Source organism: Streptomyces sp. NBC_00322, assembly GCF_036147535.1.
GTDB lineage: Bacteria > Actinomycetota > Actinomycetes > Streptomycetales > Streptomycetaceae > Streptomyces.
Window position 1 is genome coordinate 447,973 of sequence record NZ_CP108019.1, and the last position, 24,937, is coordinate 472,909.

Below are 24,937 nucleotides of genomic sequence, written 5' to 3' on the forward strand. Positions count from 1 at the left end.
TGGGGTGGCAGGACCTGCAGGCTCCGGGTTGTCTCCTGGGAGGGGGTCCGCGCGCCCCGGCAGGCCCTGCCCGAGGGTCCGGGTCGGACGCCGCTTCGCCGCACACGCCGACGGGGCGGCCGGGGTCCACGGCGGCGCCCAGACCGTGGTGACGGTGAGGGCGGTGCACACGGAGAGCTTCAGCCGATCGTCAGCAACCGGGCCTTGCTCGGCACTCCCTGAGCGTCGAGCGCGAACAGCATGTACGTCCCTGGCAGGGCGATGCCCGGGTCAGCCGGGATGTCGATCTGGTACGCGGTGCCGGCCGTGGCCCGGAACCGCAGTGGCACGCGCCGCTGGTCGTTGTCGGTGGAGTGGGTTGCCGCACCGGCGCGTACGAGGGCGAAGGAGGTGACGGCCTTGTCAGTGGTTACCGACAACTGGGTGCCGATTGCCGCCCGGGCGGGCACCTGACCGGTGATGGCCGGACGGGGCTTTTCGCTGCCGTCCGGGTTGAGCAGATACGGCGGGGTGAAGATCGCGCCGTCCAGGTGGTTCGTGGCGCAGTCCCCGCACAGGCCCCCGCCTCCGGAGAAGATCCGGCCGTCCGGCAGCAGATTGGCGACGCTGTGGTAGTTGCGCGGCAGGGCCATCGATGCCGCGGGCGTGAACTTCCCGGTAGCCGGATCCCAGATCTCCGGGGTCATGACGGACGTCGCGTCGCTGAAAGGTACCGGGTAGGACTGTCCGCCGAACACCGCGACCTTCCCGTCCGGCATGACCACGCTGTTGCTGAATGCGCGCCCGAAGCGCATATCCCCGGTGCGGGCGCTCACCGGCTGTCCGCTGCCGCTCGCGTCGACGGTATAGGCACGGTTCGTGGCCTTGGCGTTGTCGTAGACGGTGGCACCGCCGAGGGTGAGCAACTTGTTGATGTCGTACGCGACCGCGTTGCCGTTCATGGCGTCCTGGCTGTCGGCACGGGTCCCGGCCGACGCGATGCTCCCGGCGCCCGTCGTCATGATCCAGTTCATCTGCTTGCTCGGGCCGAGCTGCAGCACCCGGCCGCCCGAAGTGGCGTGCAGCCACTGATGGTTGTCCGCCCGGTAGGGGCCCGCAGGGTCCGCCGTCATGGTCGGGGTGGCGGGAACGCCGGGCAGGGTGCGCCAGGTGCCCGTGGCAGGCGACCACACTTCGCCGTTCTTGCCGCCGGTGCCGCCGCTCCAGGAACCGCCCAGGACGAAGGCCTCGCCGTTGGACAGCAGGGTCATCGCCTGGTAGCCGCGGGGTATGTGCATGTCCGCAGTGGACGTCCAGGCGTCCGTCGCCGGGTCGTAGATGCTGGCACGCTCCGCGTTGCTGCCGCCGGTGACCAGGACGCGCCCGTCGGACAGAATGGCGATCCCCGGGCAAAACATGTCGTGCCCGGTGTTGTCGATGCGCCGCTGTGTGACCTGACCAGTCGTCAGGTCCATGATTGCGGTCTGGGTGTAGCCATTGCTGCCGCCGAACCGGTCGACGCCGTACGCCGACCAGGCGAGCAGTTTGTTGTTCGGCAGGACGGCCGTGGCCACGGGGACCAGAGGGAAGCCCTTCACCGGACCCCACGCACCCGCGAGGGCGGGATCCGCGGGCCCAGCCAGCCGGATTTCGGCCGCCGAGGACCACGGGCCGCGGCCACCCGCCTCGGTGGTGGCGGTCAGACGCACATACCGGGCCTGCACCGCCCGGATGAACGAGGCGCCCTTGATCATGTCGCTGTCGGCCCAGGTGCCGGAGGCCACCGGCGCACCGAAGGACGCACCATCCGAGCTGGTGGTGACGGTGAAGGCGCCGATCCGGCCGTTCACGCCGACCTGACGCGGCTGGTAGGTGAGCTGGGAGACCGTGCGGGGCGTCTTCATGTCGATGGTGATGCTGTGCGGCAGCGAAGCGGGGGTCTCCGACCACTTGCTGTGCCAGATGGTGGAGGCATCCCCGTCCAGCACGTTGGCGGCGCGCCCATCCTCCGCGGCGCTCTCCTCGTCGCTTGCCGTGGCGGACCATCCCTCGCGCGACAGGTCGACGACAGCGGCGGTGGTGCCGGGATCGCCGAGCAGGTCGAGTTCCGCCGCGGACGTCCACGGCCCCCGTCCGCCCGCTTCGGCCAGCGCCGTCAGCCGCACGTACCGGGTGCCCTGCGCGGCGAAGGACAGCGTCTTGAGCGTGGAGTCGTCCGCGAGAGTGCCGGAGGCCACCGGCCCGCCCCACGTCCGGCCGTCGTCGCTCAGCCGGATTTCGTACCTGCCGATACGGCCGTTGATGCCGACGGCCCGCGGCCGGTAGACGATCGCCGAAGCCACGGCGGTGCGGTGCATGTCGATGGTGATGCTGTGCGGTAGCGGAGCGGGGGTCCCCGACCACTTGCTGTGCCAGAAAGTATCGGCATTCCCGTCCAGGACCAGTTGGGCACGGCCGTCCTCGGCCGCGGTCTCCTCGTCACTTGCGGTGGCCGTCCAGCCCGCACGCGGCAGTACGGGAGCGGCAGGCTCCATCGCCGCCGCGGGGGCCGCCCCATGATGCGGCGCAGAAGGCGGCGCCGCCTGCCCCGTGGCGGGCGGGTGCGGGCGCGCGGCGGGGGTCCCGCCGTGGGCGGTAGTAGTGATCAGCGGCAGCCGCGCTGTCATGACTGCCGTCAGGGCCAGGACAACGAGACCTCTGCCTCTGTACCGGGACAGCCGGAACAACCGTGACGCACGCACCATGACATCGCCCCCCAAGAGCAAGGAAGAAAAGGGCCTCACGCGCCTCGTCACGAGCGCGGAAGGCCGTCGGCTGGTCACCAGAGAGGACTCTGTCCGGGCCCGACCATCCCGCCGCTTTGCGCGTGCTTTGCCAAATCGGCCCGTGTGGCGTTGAGTTGACCCGTGGCCGTGCCGAGGTGACGGGCAGGTCGGTCGCTCATCCAGCCGCGGCCCGGGCGTGCGCCACGCTCGAACGGGCGCCACCGGGGGCGGCAACCACCAACCTCGCCGGGTCCGTGCCCGCGTCGAGCATGCCTTCGACCGCATGAAGAACTACAGATCCTCCGTGCCTGTCGGCAGCGCGGCGGCGGGCTCGATGGCATGGGTCAGGGAGTGATCGTCGTCAATGTTCCCGCATCCACCTCGATGATGGTGTCGGCGTAAGAGGCCAGTCGCAGGTCGTGAGTGATGAGGAACGTGGTGCGCTCGGTGGTCAGGCGGCGAAGGGGTTCCGTGATCCGCTCTGCGGATTCGTCGTCCAAACCCGAAGTGGGTTCATCAAGGACGAGGATCCGTGCGTCACGGATCATGGCACGTGCGATGGCCAGTCGGCGGCGTTCCCCTCCGGAGAGGAACTGGCCCTGCCGGCCGACGGAGGTGGCGTACCCGTCAGGTAAGGCGCTGATGAAATCGTGCGCGTCGGCGGCCTTGGCGGCTGCGGCGATCTGCTCATCGTCGGCGTCAGGGCGACCGTAGGCGATGTTCTCCCGGATCGTCCCCTCGAAGAGCATGCTTTCCTGCGGCAGTAGACAGACGTTCCGGCGCAGTGATGCCGCCGTCATGGGGGCAATGTCCAGGCCGTCGAGAAGAATGCGGCCGGCCGATGGAGCGTAGAAGCGTAGAAGGAGTTTGCCGATCGTGGACTTGCCGGCTCCACTAGGTCCCGTGATCACAACGAGCTGACCGGGTGCAGCGGTGAGCGAGGCTTCCCAGAGCGATGGTCGGGCTGCACCGGGATAGAAGAAGTTGACACCTTCGAAGGCGATCGAGCCACGAACTGATGCGAGGACTTCGGACGGGGCCGGCCGGTCGAGGCCTGGCGTGTGCGGTGCCCTAGGGCCCATGCCGGAGCCCCGAGGGGACCCAACGGCCGTGTGTCGCCGCGGACGGGCCTCGCTCAGGTGCTGCTTGTCAAGGGAAGTGCGTTCAGCAGGACCGTCTTCGACGGTGACGGGACCGTCCGCGGGTGCGTCAACGGGCTGAGCTGCGAGCACCTCAAGGACGCGTTCCGCTGCAGCAGTAGCGGACGACATCTGGATCAAAAGTGCGCTGACCTGCTCCAACTGGGGATACAGATGGGCCACGTATGCCGAAAAGGCAAGGAGGCCGCCGATGGTGAGCCGACCGGCAGAGATCTGCCAGGCTCCGATGCCCATGATGAGCAGGACGCAGAGGGTTTCGACAAACCCGCTGAGGGGCCGATAGGCACCGTCCAGGAGCGCCTGGCGTAGATTGGCACGCATCCATGTCCGCCCTTCGCGGTGCACCCTCGCGCGCTCTGCTTCCAGCCGGTTGTATGCCTGCACAACGGGCATGTTGGTCAGGTTCTCTTCCAGCAGTGAGGCGAGCTGTCCGTTGCTGTCTCGCTCCTGCCGGGTCACGGTCCGCATGCGCTTGGAGAAGGCACGAGCGACCAGCCAGAACACTGGAGCGGCAGCGACTGTCGCCAGGGCGAGCGGCCAGCTGATCCAGAAGGCGGCGACGGTGAAGAACATGATCTCGAACATGGCGGTCACTGCTGCTACCGGAGCGGAGGTGACCAGGGACTCCACCGCCTCGATGTCGCCTGTCAGCCGCGCTACCAGGTCGCCGATCCCACGCTTTCCGAAATAGTCCGGAGGAAGCTTCTGCAGGTGCTGAAACGTGTGGTCACGCAACTGGAGCAGGAAGTGCTCACTCACCCAGTCGGCGAGGTATCCGCCCGCAAATCCGGCCAGTCCACCGAGAACCGCCAAGGCGAGCCATGTCGCGGCGGGCAGCCAGAACGCAGAGACCCTGCCGCCGGCAAGCACATTGTCGGTGAGGTAGGAAACCAGCCAGATGGAGGCTGTCTGGAAACCCGCGGAGAGCATGAGCAACGATAAGGTTGCAGCCATGGCGGGTCTGTTCTTCCGGGCCAATGGCCAGAATTCCTTGAAGCTGGCAACAGGTGATGTTCTCGCGTGACGGACTCGCTGTCCGTGTGTGATTGCGGCTGTGGGCATGGCTGATTTATTCATCTGGCTCATATAACCGATGGTTGGGTTGGAGTGCTGCGTTTGCTGACGCCGAGCCGTCCCCCGGCAAACCGCGGCCGCAGCAATTCATGCTGCGACCGCGGCCCATTTGTTGCGGTGATCGGAGTTGATGACCGTGAGAGGTTCTGACGGTATCAATCCCCGAGTCCCTGTCAGGCGGGCGGAGAGAATTCCGGCGTTGTCATCCGCAGGGCCGGCTGCCGGAGCCGGCTGGAATCTCCCGTATCCGCAGAACTGTTACTGGCAGGCGCGCCTGCGGCCGCCACTGGCCCCGCGGCCCTGGCCGCGGCCGCTGCCCCGCACGCCCTGACCAGCGCCACGCCGGCAGCGCCCGGCACCCTGCTGACCGCGCCCGGCACCCTGCTGACCGCGCCCGGCACCCTGCCGGCCGAGCGCGAAGAGATCAAATCCCATGACTTATTCTTCCTTTCCATTGGATCTCAGGGGCCGTCAGACCCCACTTTCCGGTTGCCTCGAATGACGACCTCATTGGGCCGAATCATTGGCAACCGTCACCTGATAGTACGGATGCGGATCCAGACCCACTCAACGGAACTCCTCGAATTTTTCTGGATTCTGACGGAGCGTCGCCTCCGCATGTGTGCACGTCCCGCCCCGGGCAACGCAGAAATGCCGGTCGAGGTTCTCTCGACCAGCATTCCGCTGGGAACTCGACTCGTCCCTGGCGCGACTCGAATCAGCGCTTAAGCGCCTGAAGGAAGGGACGCAACAACAGCATCCGCCGTCTCGTTCGGTTGGCGCGGCGGGGCGAATCAGACTTACGTGAGCCCGAAAAGGATCAGTCCCTTCGACTTCCACCAGGTCGGCCTCTGCGCACGCAACAAGGAAGTCGTAGCTGCTCGTTGGTGGCCAAGGATGATTGGCATGACGCTCCCTATGGACGGTGAAGGACGAGCAGAGCCCCAGACATCGACGGTGCCGCACCGAACGCGAAGAGTTCGATGCACCGATCGGTGGTCGTCGGGCAGTGCGCGGTGACGTAGAGGCGGTGCACGCCGACGACGGGGGTGATGGGCACCGAGATGTCGTTCACGGAACCGTCGGCACTCGGAATGATCTGTGCCAGCGGTGGCCGGGCAGGGGAATCGAGCCTGAGCTCTATCCGGGCACCGCCGCCCGACGGCCCCGCGAGCCTCGCCACGGCGAGGGTGTCTCGGACGGTGGAGAAATCGACCCGGTCGTAACGCAGGACAGAAGAGCTTCCGAGGGAACGGGCACCGGGGTCGGGGCCGGCGCTTGTCCCATGCTGCGATGTGTACGCATTGGCCTGGACGGGGAATCGGGCCGAGAGCGCAGGAGGAGGTGTTGCCTGCTGTGACGGGGGGTCGTTCGGGGCAGGTGAAGGTCCGGAGGTAGGCGGCGGTTGTATGTGCGCTCCGAGCTGGGGGTCACAAGCGGTCAGCAGGAGCACGCCCGCGCCAACGCCGACCAGGAAGCCCGCCACCGCGAAAGCGGCCCGGGAGCGACGAGGAAGCAGCGGGGACGCTGCCCTGCTTCTTCCCCGGCTCCCCCGGGTGGCCGCTGTGCGGCGTACACGCGAGGGCTCTGCGGGGGCATCGGCCCGGCGTCGCTCCAGCAACCTCGCCAGGAACGGCGGATCGCCCAGTGGTACGGGGATGGCGGCCTTCGCACGCAGGTATTGCTGTCCGGTCCACCATCCCAACAGCCGTACCGGCAGTTGCGCTTCGAGCTGCTCGTCGAGCTGGGACAGGTCTTTGTAGACAGCCGCACAGGCCGGACACGCGCGGAGATGGCCCCATCCTTCAGCCGGGTGTGCTTCAGGCCGCTGGGTAAGCCGCTCGATCACCTCCCTGCAGTCCGGACGCTCCAGCCGCTCGAGGTACAGGTCCGCACGGGCCTGGCGCAGCGCGGTCATGGCCTGGTCGCACGCAGCCGGAACCGCATGGTGGTCCAGGCCCGTGATGCGTGCCGTGAACGCGGGATCGTCCCGTTCCACCACCGAATGCCACAGCAGGCACTGGGTGGTGGCCGGGAGGCGCTCGTAGGCGAGAGCCAGCTGGCCGTCTTCGCCCCAGGGCCAGCGTGATCCTGCCGCGACCCAGGCCTGGAAGTCCGGCGACAGCGTCTCGCGCTCCCGGTGCCAGCGATGGATCGCGCCGGTGCGGACCTTTCCCAGTAACTGGGGTCGCAGGCATCCGGGATGACGACGCTCGATGAGCGATTCCCCGGACACCATCTGTTGGAGCAGGTGCGCAAAGACATCTGACGTCACCTCCTGCGCATGCAGCGGACCTCTCACGCATTGGGAGGCGTATGCCTGCACTGCGGCGTAGTGGCGGCGGTAGAGATGCCGAAAGAATTCGATCTGTCCTTTGCGCAACGCAATCATCACAGCAGCGTCGGAGAGTGGTTGCTGTGACGGCCGCGAGCCCAAGAGCAATTGCATTGAGGAGCCTTCCACTCAGGTCCGGTGGTGCCAATGGGTGAACTCCGTCACGGCGCCACCGTCCCTGCCGGCCGAGGCGCTCCTCCCCAGTCGGCAAGGAATTGTGGTGATACTCGCTTTGGGTGAGTTCGGTAGCGCCGACGCGGGGATCCGGCTGCGGCACCGGCCGTGATTTACGCCGTGTGGACGCCGACGGCGGACCTCATGACCGCATAAACCCAACGTGCTGAACCCGCTTCGGGAACCGCCATTGCGGTGACCGACGCGGCGTCGGTCTGGTCACAATGGACAGCAATCTCCGCGCCCGCCCAACGCAGGGCGCATCACTCAAGCGCTGGTGGACGTGGTGCGCGAGGACGCTTCGGGCCACCTAGTCCCCCTCGTTATGCGTGTTTGGCTGGTCACAGAGAAGGAGGGTGTTCGACTGCGCCCATCCCGCTGCTTTGCCGAGGCTTTGCCGAGTGCGGCCCATGTGCCGTTGAGTGACGGGCTTGTACGGGGTCCGGCCCGGCCTGCCCTGTCACCTACCTTCGACGAAGTAGCGGAGCCGTGTGGAGTTGTAGTAGTTGTAGGTGAGCACGAGGGGGGCGTTCGTCTCGGGCGGCGGGTCGCCGCCTTCCGGCCAGTGCAGCATGCCGAGCACCATCTCGTCCCAGGGCTTGCCGTCCGTTAGGTCGGCGCGCACCAGGTAGCTGCCGTCGTTCTCGACCCACCACAGGTCGAAGCGGAACAATTGCCCTTCGCCCTCGGTGCGGCAGGGGCACATTCCGACGTCGATGACGTCCCTGCCGGTGGTTCCGTGGTGGTAGGTCGCCGCACCGTAGTCGATGCACTCGCCGGTGGCGGCGTTGCGCAGGCGGCTGTAGTCCTTGCGGGTCTTGGACGACACGCTCTGCCAGACCTGGTCCTTGCTGCCGTCGCAGGTGTTCTGGACGATTGCTGTGCCGGCGGGCTCGACGCATTTCGTGGTGATTCCCCGGTTGCGGAGGGTGCCCGACCATGTGACGGTCCCGAGATCGGCCCCGGTGGGAGACGGCTTGGCCGGCTTCCCTGATGCCGTACCTGATGCGTGGACGGCCGGCCCGGCCCGGCCCGAAGGGATCTGCTGGGAGGGGGTAGCCGTGACCGTGACAGGCGGCGGATAGGAGACGTCCGTCACGGCCGGCGTCGCCTGCGAGGGCGAGGACTCGGTGCCGTCGTCACCGAACGGCATGGGCAGGACGAGGAGGGCGACCGCGAGGGCGGTGACGACGCCGCCGGCGAACGCGCCCGAGCGCAGTGGGGAGCCCGCGGCCTGCGGCCACCACCCCGTACCACCGTCCGGGGGGAGGCCGCCCGGTGTGCCGGGTGCCAAGGCCGCACCAGCGGCACTCGCGCCGGCTTCGGCCATCCGGGCCGCCACATACGCCGAACTGCCCCACAACAGCACACAGGTCGGCAGCGCCGAGCCCAGCCGCTGGTTGAGGTCGGTCAGTTCGACCAGCGCGTGACGGCAGTGCGCGCACTTCGCGAGGTGCCGGTCGAGGTCCTTGTTCGGGCGACGGCCACTACGGCGCACCGCGGCCCCGAGCAGGGAACTGTAGCGGCGGCACTCCTCGCTCACGGAGGCGCTTTCGACATGCGCGGCCAGGTAGGCCTCGCGCAGCCCTTCCCGGGCCCGGGACGCCAGCGAGCCGATACCGCTTGCGCCCATGCCAAGCAGGGCGCCGACCTTCGAGGCGGGTTCCTCCTCGACGGCGGTGTGCCACAGGACGGCCTGCCAGCGCTCGGGCAACGAGCGAAACGCGCGGATGACGAGGCTGTCGTCCTCCAGGCGCAGTATCCGCTCCTCGCTGCTCTCCGCCTCAGGACTGTCGGGCAGGTTGCCGAGCCACTGCTCGAAATCGGCCGACAGCTCGGTGCGCCGTGCCGTGCCCGCCCATTCCGCGGCGACGCGGCGGACAACCGTGAGCAGATACGGTCGCCAAGCGGCCTCCGGACCGCCCCCGGACCGCACCGCCTGCAGCGTTCGGGCGAAGGCCTCCGAGACCAGGTCCTCGGCCGTGTGCGGATCACGGCAACACGTACGCGCATAAGACAGAACCGCCGAACGGTGCCGCCGATACAGCTCCTCCACCGGAGCTTCGGATCCTAACTCCCTTATTGCTGCCGTGAGTTCGGCGTCGGACACGGAGCCAACACTATCACCGGACATGCGTAGCAAGGCCTTTCGATGAGGCGGAAGCGACATTGTGGCCGACGCTCGAATGCCAGTGGGAGCGTTTGGGGTAATTAGCTTCGGCGGGGTAGCGGGCGGCGGCAAAGAAGTCCGAACAGCTCGAGACGAGCTTTGCGACCGCAAGTACCAAGCCAAGCGTCGAAGAGCGGCTGCTGCAACGGTCGTGAGCCGAGGAGTAATTGCACAGGAGTCTTCCACTCATCTCCGGTGGCAGGTGACAGCCATGGGAGGCGATGGAATTCCTCAACTGATAATCCGTGCGTCACTCCGACGAGTTGACGGAGGTGTGAGGGCGCTCCCGATGCGGATGCCCGGCCGTCGACGAGACAGCAGAGCCGTACGGCGCCGTAGCAGTTGCACGTGAGCACGACCGGCGCGCCCCGCTCCGGAGGGGGCATTCCCCTCCCAACCGGGTGAGCATGCCGAACTGCATCTCGTGCCAGGGCTCGCCGGCGCGGAGTTCGGCGCGCAGAAGACAACTGCCGTCGCCGCTCGTGGCCGAGAGGAGATCGATGCGGAACAGCCGCCCTTCCCCCGTGGTTCGGCACGGGCCCATGGCGACGGCGATGTTGACGGCGTTCCGGTGCAACCGCTGGATGCCGCTGTGATAGTCGGGGTGCACCCACCGCTGGCGCCGTTGCGCAGGCGGCTGTTGCCCGGCGCCTCCTTGAACGGCACCGTCTCCCAGAGCTGGCTTCTGCTGCCGTTGCACCGGTTGTGGGACAGCTCGGTGCGGCGGGCTGTGCCTGCCCAGCTGGCAGCGGCGCGTCGGACGACGGTGAGCAGAGACGGGCGCCAGGCGACCGTGGGACCGCAGCCGGATCGGGCCTCTCGCACCGCGCGGGCGAAGACCTCCGAGGTGAGATCCTCGGTGCTCCGCGGATCACGGAAGCAGGTGTACGCGTACGAGAGGGCCGGCTCACGATGCCTCCGGTACAACTCCTCCACTGCGGCGTCGGATCCAGGGTTCTCAGAGCGGCGGCGACGAGTTCGGCGTCAGTGGGCGGTTCGTCCTGGTGGTCGACCATGGAGCAGCCAAGCCTTCCGCATTGCATGAAAACAGGGGTCGGTGACTGGGCGACGTAAGAACGGGTACGGAAGCCGCCCGGGGTGTGTGCACGGGGTCCTGAGACACGCGGGTGCGTGAGGCGTCCACCGGGCCGAGGAGGCCGGGGGTGCACGCGTGTACGGTTGTGCCGTCCGCATCCGGGGGAAGCGGATCGTCCGGCGACAGGCAGCAGCGCCGCGAGCCGGACCTGAACCCGAGTGAGCGGCAGTCCGGGGTGCCGGTCCGCGTGGCAGCTGGCGAGTTCAGGTCGTGAATCACCGGCGCAGCTCTGCGGGCCAGTGCTCCGGTGTGGAGCACCGTGCGCTCTCATCTCACGCGGACGGTTGGGGATCGGCAATAGGGGGATGCCGAATCACCCATACCCAAGAAATTGCCCGAAGCGTGCCGAACCGCTGTGCTCGCGGACCTCAACCCGGCTCGCGTCCGGCTCAAATGACGGGGATACCGGCCGTCACCCGGGTGCCGGCCGCGGTGGCGAGGACGGTGCACCAGCTGCTGTACGCCCGGACCAGTTCGAGTCCTCGCCCGAAGGAGGCGCGGCCCTCCAGCGTGGGGGCCCCGGCGTCATACTCCAGCCACCGTCCACTGTCGGTGACTTCGACGGTCAGGGCGACACCGTCGAAGGTGATCAGTAGCGCGACGTCCGGGCTGCCGCTGTGGAGCACGACATTCGTGACCAGTTCGCTGACGACCAGCGCCAGCGTGTCGTACGGGTCCTTCGAAATCGCCCACCGCCGGGCTGTATGGACCGCGAAGCGACGTAAATCCGGCACGGTGGCGCGCCTCGCCCGGGTGATGCAGAACGCCCGACATCGTGCCCGCCCAGGCGGCTTCGCAAGGCTCCATCGAGGGCGGCTGGTGACCGGCCGGCGAGTGTGGTCAGTGATGGCCAAATCGGACTCCGTGGAAGTGCCCGCAGAAACAGGCATCGAGGATCGGATCGCTCCCACCGTGACTGCTGCCGACCGGCGGGACAAGCAGGAGTGCCGAATTACGGATACGCAAGGTTCCGGGCGTTGACTGCGCTGCGCGTTGCGGCCGCGGCGCTCGACGAGGCCGCGAGCGAGGGCGAGTTGACCTGAACTTCCGGGCACAACAGGGGCCAGGCGCTTCGGCACGACTGCCCCTCTATAACGGCTTGGTCACGTCACGGGATGGTGCGGCCTGTACTCCTTCTTCATCACAACAAGAAGTTCCCGCCACGGGCCACACCATGACCGTCATGGCCAACAGCGCCGCCGGCGTACGCGCGCACCTGCGCCCACTCACTGCGCTCTGGTGGTGCCGACAACGGCGTCGCGAGCAAGCACCTGCCGCGCCGCCTCGGGCAGGCGGAGTGGGCGGCGATCCGGCCCGCAGCCGCCCGTGTCGGCCGATGCCGTGCGACCCGCGGGGGGGCAACTGCATGTCCCCAGTGAGAACGAACCGCACCCTCAACTACCCGGAAAGGCAGGACAGTTATGGGCATACGATCTGTCATACGTCGGCGGTCGCTGCTGAGCGCGGCGCTCACCGCACTGGCCACAAGCGCGCTCGTTGTGCCGGCAACCGCCCACGGGAGCACCGGCCAGGACACCGCCCCCGGCTCTGTCGGTACGCGAATCGTCGGCGGCTGGTTCGTCACTGAGCAAAAGCCCTCCATCGCCTCGCTCGGGGGCACGAACCACCGCTGCACCTCCACCATCATCGCCCCGCGCTGGGTGCTCACCGCCGCCCACTGCGTCGGCCCCGGCGACCGGCCGTTCGTGCGGATCGGTTCGCTGGACCGCATCCAGGGCGGCTACCCCGCATGGGCGGTCAGAGTGATCCAGCACCCCTACTACAACTGGCCCAGCAACGACATCGCGCTGGTGCAGCTGGACCGGGATGTCCGCACCACGTACTCCCCGCTGGCGAGCGCCGGCGACATCGCCCAGAACCAGGCGGCCGAGGTGTACGGCTGGGGCTCCGAGCAGGCCGACTGGGGCGGTCCCCTGCCCACCCGGCTCAAGTACGCCAGGGGCTACATGATCGGTACACAGTGCACCCCCGCCAACCCTGCCGTGCTGTGCTTCGGGGCGGGCAACGGCACCACGGCCGGCGGCGACTCCGGCGGACCGCTGATGGTGTGGAGCCCTCAGACCGGCAGGTGGGTGCAGGCAGGCGTCAGCGCGGTCGGCCCGAAGCCGTCCGGCGGCTGGAGCGGCTACACCAACATCGCCAACTACCGCACCTGGATCAGGCAGATCACGGGCGTGTAGGGCATCCCGGCCCGGGGTGGGGAGCGGTCGAGCGGCCAAGAAGAACGACTGCCGCTTCTGGCATTGCCGAACCTGTGTGTGAGGCAATCCCACGGCGGCACGGGGCAGTTGAACGGGGCAGGCATGGTCACGCAAGACTGCCACAACGGGGCCTCCTCGGTGCTTGAGCCTCGCAACTCCGAGCTGCCGAGGGGCCCTGCCTTCGCCGGAACCCCAGCGATCACCCGATCCAGAACCCAGTTCGACTGATCAACCCCACCGAACGGTATGCGGAAGCCTTCTTAGAAAAGGTGCCTGATGATGATGAATTGACTTCGCCCGCCACCGCGTCTCCCCCATCTGCTGCGTCCACGCCCGACCAGGATCGGACGAGCCTGCACACCTGGTGCGGTGCATTTGGGCCGTGGGCCTTCGGGGCGGTGCTGGACACTCTCTATGCGGCCGTATCGGTGCGAGATCACCAGCGGATGAGGACCACCGGATTCGACCTGGGCATCTTCGAGCAGGCTGTGCGTTCCTACTCACATGGCCAGTTGCCCGTCTCCGAGCTCAAGGGCCCCGGCTTCCCGCTGCTCGGCGATCACTTCTCGCCCGTCCTGGCCACCCTGGTGCCCTTCTACCGGCTGTGGTCCTCTCCGATCCTGCTGCTGGTGGCCCAGGCCGCGCTGTTTGCCGTGGCAGTGGTGCCGCTGGCCTCCTGGGCGCAACGCACAGCCGGCCGAACCACGGCCCTGGTAGTCGCCTTCGGCTACGGCGCCTCCTGGGGGATTGCTCAGGCCGTGGGCTTCGACTTCCACGAGGTCTGCTTCGCCGTACCGCTGCTGTCTTTCTCACTGGCTGCGCTCGGCGAAGGGAGGCTGCGCGCTGCCGTCCTGTGGGCGCTGCCGCTGCTGCTGGTCAAGGAAGACCTCGGCCTCACCCTCGCGGTCATCGGTGTACTGGTGGCCCGCCGTGGCTGGTGCGGCTCGGCCTGGCCGCGTCCGCTGTCGGCATCGTGGGGACACTGCTGGAAGTCCTCGTCATCATTCCGGCGTTCAGCCCCGGCCGGCAGTACGCGTACTGGAACAGCCTCGGCTCGGGCGGGGTCACCGGGACCGCGCTCACGGGGATGCAGCCCGCCGCATGCGGCCTCACTGTGGTGCTGCTGCTGGCCCCGAAACAAGTAATCCGCGCATCGCCTCTCGGACAGGCAGGGCGGACCCGCCATACGCAGCCCGCCAACTCGGTGCCGCGTGCGTCGACTTGGCAAAGCGTAGACAAAGGAGCGGGATGGTCGCCACCTAACACAGTCCTCCCTAGTGACCGCCGTAAACATCACGCACATCTGGGGAACTCGATGGTCCTAGGTGCCCTCTACACACGGCCGCCCGCTCGCCGCGACCGGCGGCGTGGTCAAGGCGGCGGAGGAGCTGCGCGAACGAGGCGCCCAGGCGGTCCTGGCCGGTCTGGGGGCGGACGGCCGACTGCTGGTGGATGCCACCGGCACCTGGGTCGGCCACGCAGCCGCGACCGCCCTGCGCAGCAACGTCGGCGCGTAAGACGCCTCTCTCGCGGGCTTCCTAGCCGGCGGCAGTGGCCCCGCCGCCCTGGCGGCGGCGGTCGCCCACGGGTCCGCGGCCGTCCAGCTGCCGGGCAGCGTCATGCCGTCACCGGCCGACCTGGACCTGGCGGCGGTCACGACGACCGCGTCCGTACCCCTGGACCGTGTCCTCGGGGAGCCGACGCCCTGACCATGCGCCCCGTCCCGACCGACCCGCCGGTCATAGCTGTCCACGGCCCCGGGTCGCCTACTGGCCGCAGGTGTTCACGGCCCCGGCCCACCGGCCCGCCCGCCCGTCCGTCCATACGCTCGAACTGCCTCGGCGCGGATGGACAACGCTCCACCGCAACCCACTACCGCCCCCGCGGCGGTTCGCGAGCAAGGAGCCTCGTGATGAACGAGTTGATCACCTCGGAACTGGTTGACCTCGAGCTGTCCGCCCGGACCACGCAAACCGCCTCTCGCTCCCTCGCCGAGCGGATGGTCGCGGCCGGCCGGGTCACCGATCTCGAAGGCTTCCTCGCCGACCTGGCCGCCCGCGAGGCGAAGACGCATACCGGTCTCGAAGGCGGCATGGGGATCCAGCACTGCCGCAGCAAGCACGTAACCGCCCCGACCCTCGCCTTCGGCCGCAGCGACTACGGCATCGACTTCGGCGCTCGCGACGGGCCCGCCGACCTGATCTTCCTGATAGCCGCGCCGCTCGGCGCGGACGACGATCACCCGAAGGTTCTGTCCGCGCTGGCCAGGCGGCTCATGGACCAGGAATTCACGACCGCCCTCCGTATCGGGCACGATCCGGCGGCGGTCGCCACCCTGATCCGCGGCGAGGCCGGCCTGCAGACGGCAGCCGCTGGCCCCGCGTCCCCGGCGCCTGCGTCCCGCCCCTTCCGGATCGTGGCCGTCACGTCCTGCGCGCCCGGCATCGCCTACACCTACATGGCCGCCGAATCGCTCCAGAAGGCCGGCGAGGCCAACGGCGTGGAACTCGTCGTCGAGACACAGGGCTCCGCCGGTTTCGCCCGGCTCGACCCCGCCGTGATCGCGGCCGCCGACGCGGTGATCCTCGCGCACGACGTGGAAGTCCGCGAGAAGGCCCGGTTCACCGGAAAGCCCACTGTCGACGTCGCAGTCAAGGCCGCCATCAACCGGCCGGCCGCTCTCATCGCCGAGGTACGGGCCAAAGCCGAACGCGGCGAGATCACCGCCCCGGCAGGCGCCCGGCACCCATGGACGCAGCCGCTCCCGGACTTCGGCACCCGCCTGCGTAAATGGCTCATGACCAGCGTCGCGTCAACTTCGGTGGCCGACGGCGCGGTCTGGCTCGACACGACGGTGAAAGTGGGGTTGGCACTGCCCGGGTTGGTCACCGCACTGCGGTGCAGAGTGCGGTCACAGCGGTCGAGCCCGGCTGCCAACGGGTCCCCTCGGTACCCCACCGACCCGTGCCGCCCCCCTGCGCCGCTGCCGAACAGGCCGCCGAGACCGTTGCTGCCACGCTCCTCAACCAACGCACCCCCCATGGAGAGCACCATGCTCGCAACTCCAGTCGATCTTGACCAGCTCACCGGCGTCTGGCAGATCGACCCTGACCACTCCGAGGTCGGCTTCTGCGTACGCCACCTCATGACCCGGCTGCGCGGCGCATTCACGCGGTTCTGCGGGACCATCACGGTCGGGGACAACCCTCTGTGGTCCAGCGTGCGGGCAGAGATCGACACCGCGTCGGTCGACACCCGCAACTCCATGCGGGACAAGCACCTGCGCGCCACCAATTTCCTCGACAGTGACAACCACCCGACGGCGTACTTCACGTCTGCTCGCATCCGCACAAAGGACGGCCGATACCTCGTCGAAGGGGCGCTGGCCATCCGGGGCCAGGTCCGGCGGGTGACCCTCGACCTGTTCTTGCTCGGTGTGGACGCCGACGTGTCGGGCAGGACCAGGGCCGGATTCCGGGCCTACACCCGGATCAGCCGATCCGAGTTCGGCGTGACGGGCCATGTGCCCGTGGCTGGAAGACGCGCGCTGATCGGTGACACCGTCATGCTGGAACTGGAGATCCAGGCGGTCAAGGATCACTGATACCGCGACCAGTGAGGCCGGCACGGATGGTTGGAGTATTCCCTCCGTCCCTTGCTGGGAGACAGCGGGGGACGCACCAGCCCGCGGGCAGCGGGTGGATAACCGCCGGGCGTGACAGCCGCCCCTGCAGTCCAACGGACGGCGGCCGGCGCAGTCGATGACGGCACTCCGGCGCTACCGACCCGCGTCCGCACCGGCGGCGCGAGCAAGCACCTGCCGCGCCGCCTCGGGCAGGCGGAGTGGGTCCAGCCGCAGCCGCCCGTGCGGCCGATGCCGCGATCGTCGCCGACGTGCTCAGCAGGAGTACACGACTGTCAGGGAGACAACAATCGTGGAGCATGGAATAGAGCTCTCGATGGAATTCAACGGGACCGCCAGGAGACTCGATCCTGCCAGAACGTACGTGCTGGGTCGTGATCCTCAGTCGGACATGAAATTCCAGGAGGCCGTCGTGTCGTGGCGGCACGCCCGAATCTACTGGAACGGAAAGAGCTGGGTCCTGCAGGATCTGGACAGCACCAACGGCACATACACCAACGGTCGGTGCATGCCTCTGGCAGACATCACACACGGTGCTGTATCCAGCCTCGGCAGTGAAGCCGATGGTCCGCAGCTTCGCTTCAGTGCGCCGACGCACCGGCAGAACGGTCACATGAAGGGGGGCGTCGCGCCACCAGAGGCACACCGGGACAGTCAATCCCCCGCCCCCCGCTCCCATGGGCAGGGCGTCAGCGCCGCCACCCTGATCGCCCGTCGGCTGACCGTCAAGGTCAAGTGCGGCAAGAGCAGGAGAACGTTGCTGAACAAGGTGAGCTTCGCGGTGCCGCCGAAGGCTCTGATCGCGGTGATCGGACCGTCCGGTTCTGGGAAGTCCACCTTGCTGCGTGCCCTGACCGGTCACCAGCGGGGCGTCAGAGGTGAGGTGCTCTACGAGAACCACAACCTCCACGAGCGGCTCGCTGAACTGCGTCAGCGCATTGGCATCGTCCCACAGCACGACATTCTCCATCTGCAGCTCACTGTACGGACCGCGCTCCGGTACGCCGCCAGACTGCGCTTTCCCCGCGACACCGACGCTGCGGAGCGCGACCGTCGCGTCGAGGAGGTGCTGAGTGAGCTCAAACTCGACCCCCATGCCGGCAAACGCATCGCCGCGCTCTCCGGTGGGCAGCAAAAGCGCGTCTCTGTCGCCATGGAACTGCTGACCACACCCTCGCTCATGTTCCTGGACGAGCCGACCTCCGGCCTGGACCCCGGCATGGACCGCGACGTCATGCAACTGCTGCGACGACTCGCTGACGACGGCAGGATCATCATTGTGGTGACCCACTCGGTCCGGGAGTTGGAGTTGTGCGACAAGGTGCTGGTCCTGGCCCCACACGGATCCGTGGCGTACTACGGTCCGCCGCAGACGGCACTGGAATTCTTCAGGTACGAGCAGTGGGCCGACGTCTTCTCCGCCTTCGAGGAGGAACAAGAGTCCGACTGGTCCGGACGGTGGCGCGAGTCGAGGCAGCACTTGGCCTCCTTGGTCACCCCGCAGCAGTCGGGCACGCGGGCGGGGCATGCGGCCCCCGAGGGCGTCCATCCGCCGAAGCCACCTCGCTGGACAGCTCAGCTCTTCACACTCGTCCGCCGGTACCTGGCGGTCGTGGCCTGCGACAAGGGCTTCGTCGGCCTGATGGCCCTCCTGCCGGTCGTCCTGGGCCTGGCCAACACCGTGATACCTGCTGACTTCGGCCTGCGAAAAGCACCCGACGGCGAGCCGAACGCCGAGGCCGGCACCGTCCTGTTATCCCTGGTCATCAGCATGTGCTTCATCGGCACCGCGAACTCTGTCCGGGAGCTGGTCAAGGAACGGGTGATCTACGAGAGGGAACGGGCGGCGGGCGTGTCCAGATCCGCCTACCTGATGTCGAAGATCACCGTGCTGGGACTGATCACGGGCTTGCAGGGCATCGTCCTGTGCGCGCTCAGCCTTGCACCGCGCGAACTGCCGTCAGAAGGCGTAGTCGTGAAAAGCACCCCGGTCTTGGAGATGACATTCGTCATCACGCTGCTCGGGTTCACTTCCATGATGTGCGGTCTGGTCATCTCCGCACTGGTGAAGACCGCCGAGAAAACTATGCCTCTGCTGGTTGTCTTTTCTTTTGCCCAGTACTTGTTCTCAGGCATCGTCTTCAAACTCTTCGACAATCCCGGTGTTGAACACGTGGCCAGGCTGATGCCATCACGGTGGGCTGTCGCAGCGGAAGGCGCAACCCTCGATCTCGGGCAGTTGCTCGGTCCCCAGGACAAGACGATTCCCTCCGCCAGAGACCCTCTGTGGCGTCACACCTTCGGCCAGTGGCTGACCGAAACAGGTGCGCTGCTCGGCGCGGCGATCGTCTGCACGCTGCTCACCATCCGGTTCCTGCGCCGCCACGAACCGGAAGTCGTACGAAAACGCTGAGTTCGCGCGACTGTCAGTTCGGCGATGACGAATCCGGTCGGGCTCCAGGGATGTTGGTCCGGCACAGCACCGCATCGGGACGATCCACCGGCGCGAGTTCGGTGGCCATCGCGTCGGTGCCGGTCAGACGGATCGGCGCGCCGGTGATCGCCAGCCACCGGTTTGGCCTCCTCGGCGAGGCAGGGGCCGAAGCGGAAGGGCTGCGAGAGGGACAGGGCGTGGCCCTCGAAGCCGGTCTTGACGTCGCGGGCCCGGGAGGCGATCATCCTGCAGCTCTGCAATCCCTTTACCTTTTCGGGCACTTCGCCGGCTCCTTCCCGTCCAGTTGGGGGCCGCCCGCGAGGGGGGTGGAGAAGCCCGGCCCCGGCGGCTGCTTGCAGCGGTGCCACGTCGGCGGTTTCCCAGGAGCGTAGTTCCTGGCGTGCCTACCGCCGATCTGCTGATCGCTGCACACCAGCAGCTCGGCAGCCCGATCGTGGCTTCGCGCATGTTCAAGGACAACGTTTGTGCATGTTCCTGACGGCGGTTGGTGATCTTTGAGGCCGAGTTTTGTGCATGCGGAATGACGGCTCTGCGTGGACGGCCCCCGCCGCCCGGAGGGCGGTGGGGGCCGTCGTGTGTTCGGTGAGGTCAGCTTGCGGCTGCTTCCTGCCCGTGCCGGAGTCGCCGATCAGGCGAAGAGGCTGCCCTTTCTTGATCCATTCGCCTTTGGCGAGGGTGTGACGGTGGCAGGGCCGATGTCTGGGTTGGCTCAGGACTGTTGAGCGGCAAGAGGGTGGCTTCTCACGCACGCAGCATCCTCGCTGCGGTGTGGCGGTACGTCAGGTCAGGTTGAACGTCGTGACCACGGCGCGGTGATCGCTGACCCATTCGTTGTTCTGATTGTTGGGAACCGGCTGTGGCGTGCCACGAACCTCGGCCGTCGAGCTGACCGGCGTCGCTGAGCCGGCGTAGTGTACGAAGTCGATGCGGTCCTGGGGTTCGTCCGGCCCGGTGGAGCCGTTGTTCTTGGGATACACGGGGGACCACGTGTCGCCCGGCATGGTTGCAGGATGGGGGTTGACGACCCGGTATGAGTCGTTGAGTCCGGCGTCGGAGACGGCCCTGGAGGCCCGCCAGTTGACGGAGCTGTAACCGCAGTTCTGGCTGGCGGCCGCAGGCACCCAGTCCAGATGCGACGGTGCGTTGAAGTCACCGGCCAGGAACACCGGCGGCCCGCCGCTCTTGGCGGCGTTGATCTCGGGTGCCGCCCTGGTGAGGATGTCGTTGATCTGCACAACCCGCCGGGAAGTGTTCCGTTCGTTGTCCTCGATCTGTGCCGGCGTCATGCCTTCGTAGCACGCGTTGTAAGGCCCGTAGGGATAAGCGGCCAGGTGGACCGACCACACCACGGCTTGCTTACCGGCACCCAGGTTGAGCCGCGCGCCGAGCCCGGCGTTGTCCAGCGCGAGCCCGAAGGTCTGCGTGATCGCGTACCTGCTGATGATCGCCGCGCTGGCGGGGCCCTGGTAGTAGTACCAGCCCAGGTCTCTTGCCAGATCCTTGGCGAGGGTTCCGCCAGTTTCCTGCAGGGCCACCACGTCCGCGCCGCTGGAGGTGATGAAGTTGGTGGCCTTGGTGGGGCCGTCGGTCACCTGGCCGGCGGCCATCCAGGTGTTGAAGGAGGCCACCTTCAGTGTGGTGGCCGCGGTGGAGGGCACGATGCGGAACTTCAGCGGGCTGGCCACCCGGCTGTAGCCGTCGTTGTACAGGTAGTAGGCGACGTAGTGGCCGGGGCTGAGGCCGGCGGTCGGGATCGAGATCTGGCCGGAGGAACCAGGGGCATAGAGCCACGTGGTCGAGGGCCGGACGTACTGGTCATTGACCGGTCCGTTCCCCGGATCGGCATAGATGCCGACCCAGTTGAGGGAACTGGGCCGGCTCGTGCTGTACGTAACCGAGATCGGGTCACCCGCCGGGTAGTCCAGCCGGTCCAGGCTCATCGAACCGGTACGTGCCTGCGCGGAGTTCGTGATGCGGAACTTCACCGGATTGGCCAGCCAGGTGTAGCCGTCGTTGTACAGGTAGTAGGCCACGTAGGCCCCGACGCTGAGGCCGGAGGCCGGGATGGAGACTGTGCCGGAAGAGCCGGGGGCGTACTCCCACGTCGTCGATGCCCCGAGCTGCTGGCCGTTGACCGGGCCGTTGCCGGGATCGGCATAGATGCCGACCCAGTTGGTGGAACTGGGCCGACTCGTGGTGTAGGTGATCGTGATCTGCTGGGTTGTCTGATAGTCGAGCTGGTTCAAGCTCATCGTGCCGCTGTCAGCCGCCGCGGAGGCCGACAGCGGAGAAGCCATGCCCAGCAGCACGGCGATCGTGATGACTAATGCTCGCAGACTCATCCACATACCGCGGCTCGGATAGTGACGTTTTATTCCCATACGAGGCTCTCCCTCATGGCGACAGAAGCTCTAACGGCCCGTCAGGCAATATGGCAACTCACCTGCCGTTATTGACCTATCCAGAGAATGATCTTGTTGGTTGCGGCCTTCGACGGCGCCGGAACCATAACGCAGGCCGAGCCCGGCGATCATTAAGGGGATACGGATCACCTATACTCAATGAATATCCGAAAAGTCTTCCGTTTTCTTCGCCCTTGTGAAGCACCGCGTTCGCTCTTGCTCTCCCTGCAGGTGCGGGCCAGCCCAAGGCGGGCGGCACGGACAAGCGCCGCGGTGCCAGTCGATCGGGACCGTTGTGGCCATGCAATCGCCACATTCGCGGGGGCGGTGGCCGCAAAGGTCTGCAACCACCGCCTGTTCAGCCTTCCGGCTTCCCGGTCCGGACCATACGCGCCAGGTCACGCCGGGAGAGTGCCCCGCCTTCCGCAGAGCCCGGGACATGCTGCTCCACCGTCCGCGGGGACAGGTACAGGGTGGCTGCGATCTCGCGGTTGCTGAGATCCGCATCGGCCAGTGCTGCCACCTCCTGCTCGCGCGGCGAGAGCCGGTTCCCGTTGCTGGTACGACCAGGCCGGCGCCACTCGGTGCTGCGATGGGCCCGCAGTTCCGCCCGTACTCGAGCCACATCCCATGTCGCGCCGATGGACTCCAGTTCCTCTGCCGCAGTGGTCAGTTTGAGACGCCCGCTGTGGCATCCGGGCCGTTGGCCAAGGCGCACCGTCCGGCAGCTTCCGCGACGAGGTCCGTCTCATAGGGCTGGGGAAGCAGCTGGTATCGGATACGGGAGCGCCGAAAGCACTCGATAGCTTGGAGGAGTTGGCCGTCGGCCCTCGGCGAGCAGTGCTCGGCGCCGCGCGGGCAGCGGGGGCCGTGTCCTGGTAGGCAAAGGCCAGCCTGATGCGACTGCCCGATGCCGCCGCCACCAGCGGTACGGCGCCCGGCTCGAGATCGCCGAAGCACTGCACATGCGAACCACCGCGACCGCCAAGTCAATCGACACCCACAGCCACACCGGGCCGCTCACGCCGATCTCCTACGGGCCCGGCGGGAGCCTCCAGATCCTGATGACCGCCTGCAGCCTGATCGCAGCCCTACTGCCGCTGCCCATGCGCCTGTAGTCCGCCCTCGCCCGCTCGCCGGTGGCCCAGGAACCAGCAGGTTCCGGGGCCCACCGGCGTTCCCAGGAGGCCGATGGCGCCAGACCCCCACCGCCGTCGACTGCAGATCAAACCGGCCGCGGCTGAACAGACGGCCGTGCAAACGTTGGACTGGATGGTTGTGAATCCAGGACAGGCCGCCCGGGACGTGGATGGGCCGGGTGTGGGAGGGCCCCGGGACCGGTGAGGCTGAGGGTCCCGGGGCCGGGGCGGATGCGCCCCGCTCAGAGCATGCGGCGGCGAACGTCCGCACGTGCTGTGGCGGCGTCAGGCGCGCGGCGGGCCAGAGCGGCCAGGTCCTGGCAATGGGCGAGGGGGTGTGCCGCGAGGGCGGTGCGGACTTCGGGCAGGCAGGCCGGGGCCATGGAGAGGCTGCTCACGCCGAGCCCCACCAGCACCAGGGCAAGGGCCGGGTCGGACGCCGCTTCGCCGCACACGCCGACGGGCCGGCCGAGGTCCGCGCCGGCGCGGGCGGTGGTGGCGACCAGGTCGAGGAGGGCGGGTTGCCAGGGGTCGAGCAGTTCGGCGAGGGCGCCGAGAGTGCGGTCGGCGGCGAAGGTGTACTGGGCGAGGTCGTTGGTGCCGATGCTGAGGAAGTCACAGACACCTGCCAGCCGGTCGGCGCGCAGCGCGGCCGCCGGGACCTCAACCATCGCGCCGGCCACCTGCAGTCCATGCGAGCGGACCCGGGCGGCGAACTGGGCGGCCTCGCCGGGCAGGGAGACCATCGGCGCCATGACCCAGACGTCGGCGATGCTGCCGCGCGCCGCTTCGGCGATGGCGGCGAGCTGGGTGTCCAGCAGCCGTGGGTCCCTGGCAGCGGTACGCAGGCCGCGCACGCCGAGGGCCGGGTTGTCCTCGTCGTCGGCGGTGGCGAAGGGCAACGGCTTGTCCGCGCCCGCGTCGAGGGTGCGTACGACCACGCGGCGGCCGGTGAAGGCGTCGAAGACCCGGCGGTAGGCCGCCGTCTGTTCATCGAGGCCGGGTGCCTCGGTCCGGTCGAGGTAGAGGAACTCGGTGCGGAACAGTCCGACGCCTTCGGAGTCGGCCGAAGCGGCCCGGGAGAGTTCATGGGGGGCGCCGAGATTGACGAGGAGCGCCACCGGGTGCCCGTCCGCGGTGAGGCCGGGTCCGTGGACGGCTGTGGCCCGCTCCCGGCGGCGCTGTTCCCGGCGGGCCGCCTCGGCGACTGTTTCCGGCGGCGGGTCGACTTCCACCGTGCCGTCGTTGACGAGCACGGTCTGGCCGTTGTGCAGGTAGGTCGCCGAGGAGCAGCCGACGACGGCGGGCAGGCCGAGTGCCTTGGCGAGGATCGCGGTGTGGCTGGTGGGGCCGCCGCGCACGGTGACCAGGGCCAGCACCTGCTGCGGGTCGAGGAGGGCGGTGTCGGCAGGGCCGAGGTCGTCGGCCACCAGGACGTAGGGGTGGCCGGGGTCGGGCAGCCCTGGCAGCGGGAGCCCGAGCAGGTGGGAGACGGCGCGGTCGCGCAGGTCGTCCAGGTCCGTGGCGCGTTCGGCGAAGTAGCCGCCGGCGGCCAGTAGCTGGGCGCGGAAGCCGTCGAAGGTGGCGGTCAGCGCGTGGGCGGGGTCGGTGCCCTGGTGGACCGCGTCGGCTGCCTGATCGGCCAGGGCCGGGTCGGCCGCCATGTGCGCCTGGGTGTACAGCACGTCGGCGGCGGTCCCTTGGGGGGCTCGCGCGGCGCGGTGCTCGAGGTCCGCGACCAGGGTGGTCAGGGCCCGGCGCAGGGCGGCCGTGTCGGCTTCGGGGTCTGTGACCGGGCGGGGTGCGGGCAGCTGGGGCGGTGGAGCCATCCGGGCCACGGGACCCGAGGCGCTTCCCGTGCCGACGCCGATGCCGGGAAGGACCGTGCTCATGCGTCCAGGTCCTGGGACAGCAGCAGGGCCAGCTCCTCAAGGGCGGCTTCGGCGCGCTCGCCTTCGGCGGCGAGTTGCAGGGCGTCGCCGTGCTTTGCCGCGAGAGCGAGTACGGACAGCAGGCTCCCGGCGTCCACGGGGGGCTGGTCGGGGCGGCCGACGGTGACCTTGACGGGCTGGCGGGCCGCGGCCTGCACAAACAGGGTGGCCGGGCGGGCGTGGAGCCCGTTCCGCGAGCCGACGGTGACCAGGAGGTGGGGCATCGCGATTCCTTCGACGGTGAGGGCGAGCGGCAGCCCCGGGCGGGGCGGGCTATCGCATATGTGTGGGGTGGTGGGGCAGTCCGAAAGGCGGCTCGGACTGCCCCGAGTCCGAACCCGCGGTCGGGGGGGGCGGTGTCCGGACGTCTGTGTTTTCCACCCGAGGAGGGT

14 protein-coding genes and 2 pseudogenes are annotated in these 24,937 nt (G+C 68.3%); 6 read left to right on the plus strand and 10 right to left on the minus strand.

Going from position 1 to position 24,937, the window contains the following annotated elements; genetic code table 11:
* Positions 1-179: 179 nt before the first annotated feature.
* From OG905_RS01985 to OG905_RS02005, 5 genes are all read right to left on the minus strand, one after another.
* Positions 180-2,645 (minus strand): discoidin domain-containing protein, encoded by a 2,466-nt coding sequence (locus tag OG905_RS01985; RefSeq protein WP_328665841.1) that lies wholly within the window; start codon positions 2,643-2,645, stop codon positions 180-182.
* A gap of 443 nt (positions 2,646-3,088) precedes the next feature.
* Positions 3,089-4,990, minus strand: a complete 1,902-nt coding sequence (locus tag OG905_RS01990) for an ABC transporter ATP-binding protein (protein WP_328665842.1) — start codon at positions 4,988-4,990, stop codon at positions 3,089-3,091.
* A 904-nt stretch (positions 4,991-5,894) separates the two neighbouring features.
* Positions 5,895-7,253 carry a carbohydrate-binding protein gene (locus OG905_RS01995; RefSeq protein ID WP_328665843.1) on the minus strand — a complete coding sequence of 453 codons (1,359 nt, stop codon included), beginning with the start codon at positions 7,251-7,253 and terminating at the stop codon, positions 5,895-5,897.
* Positions 7,254-7,947: 694 nt separating this feature from the next.
* A complete protein-coding gene (locus OG905_RS02000) occupies positions 7,948-9,543 on the minus strand; it encodes a sigma-70 family RNA polymerase sigma factor (RefSeq protein ID WP_328665844.1) in 1,596 nt (531 codons plus the stop codon).
* Positions 9,544-11,142: 1,599 nt separating this feature from the next.
* Positions 11,143-11,643, minus strand: a complete 501-nt coding sequence (locus tag OG905_RS02005; RefSeq protein WP_328665845.1) for an ATP-binding protein — start codon at positions 11,641-11,643, stop codon at positions 11,143-11,145.
* A gap of 531 nt (positions 11,644-12,174) precedes the next feature.
* On the opposite strand from OG905_RS02005, the gene OG905_RS02010 reads away from it, so the two are divergent.
* From OG905_RS02010 to OG905_RS02030, 5 genes and pseudogenes are all read left to right on the plus strand, one after another.
* Positions 12,175-12,954 carry a S1 family peptidase gene (locus OG905_RS02010; protein WP_328665846.1) on the plus strand — a complete coding sequence of 260 codons (780 nt, stop codon included), beginning with the start codon at positions 12,175-12,177 and terminating at the stop codon, positions 12,952-12,954.
* Positions 12,955-13,421: 467 nt separating this feature from the next.
* Entirely contained in the window at positions 13,422-14,120 is a 699-nt protein-coding gene (locus tag OG905_RS02015; RefSeq protein ID WP_328665847.1) for a DUF2079 domain-containing protein, read from the plus strand.
* Between the two features lie 195 nt (positions 14,121-14,315).
* Positions 14,316-14,684 (plus strand): annotated as a pseudogene (locus OG905_RS02020) (1-phosphofructokinase); the annotation flags it as partial.
* A gap of 203 nt (positions 14,685-14,887) precedes the next feature.
* Positions 14,888-16,579 carry a YceI family protein gene (locus OG905_RS02025; protein ID WP_328665848.1) on the plus strand — a complete coding sequence of 564 codons (1,692 nt, stop codon included), beginning with the start codon at positions 14,888-14,890 and terminating at the stop codon, positions 16,577-16,579.
* 355 nt (positions 16,580-16,934) lie between these two features.
* Entirely contained in the window at positions 16,935-19,031 is a 2,097-nt protein-coding gene (locus tag OG905_RS02030) for an ATP-binding cassette domain-containing protein (protein WP_328681987.1), read from the plus strand.
* A 49-nt stretch (positions 19,032-19,080) separates the two neighbouring features.
* On the opposite strand, the pseudogene OG905_RS02035 reads toward OG905_RS02030, so the two are convergent.
* From OG905_RS02035 to OG905_RS39025, 3 genes and pseudogenes are all read right to left on the minus strand, one after another.
* Positions 19,081-19,282, minus strand: a pseudogene (locus tag OG905_RS02035) (DNA helicase); the annotation flags it as partial.
* Positions 19,283-19,852: 570 nt separating this feature from the next.
* Complete coding sequence (locus OG905_RS02045) at positions 19,853-21,454, minus strand: endonuclease/exonuclease/phosphatase family protein (RefSeq protein WP_328665849.1); 1,602 nt, start codon at positions 21,452-21,454, stop codon at positions 19,853-19,855.
* Positions 21,455-21,833: 379 nt separating this feature from the next.
* Entirely contained in the window at positions 21,834-22,193 is a 360-nt protein-coding gene (locus OG905_RS39025; protein ID WP_443043882.1) for a LuxR C-terminal-related transcriptional regulator, read from the minus strand.
* Between the two features lie 247 nt (positions 22,194-22,440).
* Between OG905_RS39025 and OG905_RS02050 the strand changes: the two genes are divergently transcribed.
* Complete coding sequence (locus OG905_RS02050; protein WP_328665850.1) at positions 22,441-22,593, plus strand: hypothetical protein; 153 nt, start codon at positions 22,441-22,443, stop codon at positions 22,591-22,593.
* Positions 22,594-22,856: 263 nt separating this feature from the next.
* On the opposite strand, the gene ptsP is transcribed toward OG905_RS02050, so the two are convergent.
* Complete coding sequence (gene ptsP, locus OG905_RS02055; RefSeq protein ID WP_328665851.1) at positions 22,857-24,506, minus strand: phosphoenolpyruvate--protein phosphotransferase; 1,650 nt, start codon at positions 24,504-24,506, stop codon at positions 22,857-22,859.
* The gene (locus tag OG905_RS02060; RefSeq protein ID WP_328665852.1) at positions 24,503-24,769 is read right to left on the minus strand and encodes an HPr family phosphocarrier protein; all 267 of its coding nucleotides are present in this window, start codon (positions 24,767-24,769) and stop codon (positions 24,503-24,505) included. The genes ptsP and OG905_RS02060 overlap by 4 nt, the downstream gene beginning before the upstream one ends.
* Positions 24,770-24,937 lie beyond the last annotated feature (168 nt).